General features: G+C 37.9%; 3 protein-coding genes. All 3 read right to left on the bottom strand.

Features of this window, described 5'->3' with window-relative positions:
• Positions 1 to 142, bottom strand: a 142-nt coding sequence (gene rpmI, locus Q1R07_RS13930) for a 50S ribosomal protein L35 (protein WP_300491421.1), incomplete at its 3' end; no start/stop codon positions are given.
• Between the two features lie 121 nt (positions 143 to 263).
• Positions 264 to 815: a translation initiation factor IF-3 gene (gene infC, locus Q1R07_RS13925; protein ID WP_300491419.1), complete on the bottom strand. Its 552-nt coding sequence runs from the start codon at positions 813 to 815 to the stop codon at positions 264 to 266.
• Positions 816 to 844: 29 nt separating this feature from the next.
• Positions 845 to 2791: a threonine--tRNA ligase gene (thrS, locus tag Q1R07_RS13920; RefSeq protein ID WP_300491417.1), complete on the bottom strand. Its 1947-nt coding sequence runs from the start codon at positions 2789 to 2791 to the stop codon at positions 845 to 847.
• Between the last annotated feature and the right edge of the window lie 188 nt (positions 2792 to 2979).

The raw sequence follows: 2979 nt of genomic DNA, 5'->3' as shown, positions 1-2979 counted from the left end.
CCGCGTGAGTTAAAGCTAATTTACGCTTTTTAGATTTTTTAGTCAAAATGTGACTTTTAAAAGCGTGCTTTCTCTTGATTTTTCCAGAGCCAGTAACTTTAAAACGTTTCTTAGCACTAGATTTAGTTTTCATTTTAGGCATTTTCTTCCTAGGTATTAGATTTATCTTACTTATTATTTTGATTACAATCTGAAAAAACAAACTGCAATACTATATCAGGGACTCTAAAAGCCCGTTGATTAAAATGGTAAAAAGAAGTAGCTTATTGCTTTTTCTTTTTAGGTGCAATGAACATAATCATACGCTTACCTTCAAGTACCGGAAGTGCTTCCACTTTTCCGAATTCTTCAAGATCCTGAGCAAGACGTAATAATAAAATCTGTCCTTGCTCTTTATAGATGATCGAACGTCCTTTAAAGAATACGAATGCTTTTAATTTTGATCCTTCTTTCAGGAATTTTTCAGCATTCTTTTTCTTGAACTCATAATCGTGTTCATCTGTCTGAGGTCCAAAGCGAATCTCTTTTACAACAATTTGCGAAGATTTAGCTTTTAGCATTTTATCCCGCTTCTTTTGTTCGTAAAGAAACTTTTTGTAATCCATTATTTTACAAACCGGAGGAGCGGCATTGGGAGAGATTTCAACCAAATCCAATTCTTGCTCTTCTGCCATTTGTAAGGCCTGAGATGTTTTGTAAACACCTGGCTCGATGTTCTCTCCTACAAGGCGAACCTCAGGAACACGGATAGCATTGTTTGTTCTGTGCGGATCCTTTTTTTCTACTCTGGGCTGAAAGCCCCTGTTGTTTCTAATTGCTATGGCTCTAAAAATTTAAGTTAAACTTAGAATGATTTTAATGTCTTATTAATTTCTTCTTGTACTAAAGAAGCAAATTGTTCAATTGTCATGGTCTGATTTGATTTTCCGGAATCGCCGTGACGACGAACCGAAATCGTACCGTTCTTTTCTTCTTCTTCTCCAACAATCAGCATAAACGGTAATTTCTGAACTTCAGCTTCCCGGATTTTCTTACCAATCGTTTCGTTACGATTATCAATTAGGGCGCGAATTTCGTGATTTTCTAGCAAATCTAAAACTTTTTTGGCATAATTTTCATATTTCTCGCTCAAAGACAGGATTATAGCCTGCTCCGGCATTAACCAAAGTGGGAAATTTCCTCCAGTATGCTCTAGTAAAATCGCGATAAAACGCTCCATCGATCCGAATGGTGCGCGGTGGATCATTACCGGACGATGTAGCTCATTATCAGAACCTTTATATGTCAAATCGAAACGCTCCGGTAAGTTGTAATCCACCTGAATAGTTCCTAATTGCCAGCTTCTTCCCAAAGCATCTTTTACCATAAAGTCCAGTTTCGGACCGTAGAAAGCGGCTTCTCCGTATTCTACTGTCGTATTCAGTCCTTTTTCTTTGGCGGCATTGATAATCGCGTTCTCGGCTTTATCCCAGTTGTCATCCGATCCAATATATTTTTCCGGTTTTTCCGGATCACGTAATGAGATCTGAGCGGTAAAGTTTTCAAAACCTAAAGAGCCAAATACGTAAAGTACCAGGTCAATTACGTTTTTAAACTCAGCATCCAATTGTTCCGGCGTACAGAAAATGTGTGCGTCATCCTGAGTAAATCCGCGAACACGGGTTAATCCATGTAATTCACCACTTTGCTCGTAACGGTATACGGTTCCGAATTCAGCATAACGCTTCGGAAGGTCTTTATAACTCCACGGTTTTGCATTATAGATTTCACAGTGATGCGGACAGTTCATTGGTTTTAATAAAAATTCCTCTCCTTCAGCCGGTGTATGAATCGGCTGGAAACTGTCGGCTCCATATTTAGCATAGTGTCCGGAAGTCACATAAAGTTCTTTTTGTCCGATATGTGGCGAAACAACTTGTTCGTATCCGGCTTTTTTCTGCGCTTTTTTAAGGAATTGCTCCAAACGATCGCGTAAAGCGGCTCCTTTTGGCAACCATAATGGAAGACCTTGTCCTACACGTTGGGAGAAATGGAATAATTCCAGTTCTTTTCCAAGTTTTCTGTGGTCACGACGTTTGGCTTCTTCCAGTAATTCCAGATAATCGGTTAGATCTTTTTGTTTCGGGAATGAAATACCGTAAACACGGGTTAACTGTTTGTTTTTTTCATCACCTCTCCAATACGCTCCGGCAACCGATAATATTTTCATGGCTTTGATGATTCCGGTGTTCGGAATATGACCACCACGACATAAGTCGGTAAACGTAGCATGATCACAGAAAGTAATCGTTCCATCTTCCAGGTTTTCGATTAATTCTGTTTTATACGGATTGTTTTCTTTTGCGTAAAATTCCAATGCTTCGGCTTTTGTAGCAGAACGCATTTTAAATTCGTGTTTTTCTTTTGAAATGGCAAGAACACGATCTTCAATAGCTTTAAAGTCGGCGTCGGTAATTCTTTGATCACCAAAATCGACGTCATAGTAAAAACCATTGTCAATAGCCGGACCAATTGTTAGTTTAACACCCGGATACATTTCCTGTAAAGCTTGCGCCATTACGTGTGAAGTGGAATGCCAGAACGCTTTTTTACCTTCTTTATCATTCCAGGTATACAATACAAGAGCACCGTCCGTGGTTAATTCGGTCGTGGTTTCAACTGTTGTACCATTAAAAGAAGCCGAAATAACATTTCGAGCCAATCCTTCACTAATGCTTTTGGCAACATCCATCGGAGTTACACCTTGTGCAAACTCCTTTACCGAACCATCGGGTAATGTAATCTTTATCATATATTAAATTTATAAAGCGCAAATATAAAAGTTTAGAGAAAGACATACAATATATATAGGTAGTATAATTCAAATATTTTACATTGATTTAAATTAGGCTTTTTTTTGATGATATTATCATTCAACAAGTTTTTAGAGTTTAAAGATTACCGGAATTATACTATATATAGGTATGCTTTTACTAATTT

It is taken from the genome of Flavobacterium sp. (assembly GCF_030146175.1).
In the GTDB taxonomy this organism is placed as follows: Bacteria; Bacteroidota; Bacteroidia; order Flavobacteriales; family Flavobacteriaceae; genus Flavobacterium.
The sequence above is the reverse complement of the archived record's forward strand: the minus strand, read 5'-3'. Positions and strand labels throughout refer to the sequence as shown.

Bases quoted from the DNA above. Each gene is read 5' to 3' on its own strand.
- thrS (WP_300491417.1), bottom strand. From the start codon at position 2,791: ATGATAAAGATTACATTACCCGATGGTTCGGTAAAGGAGTTTGCACAA.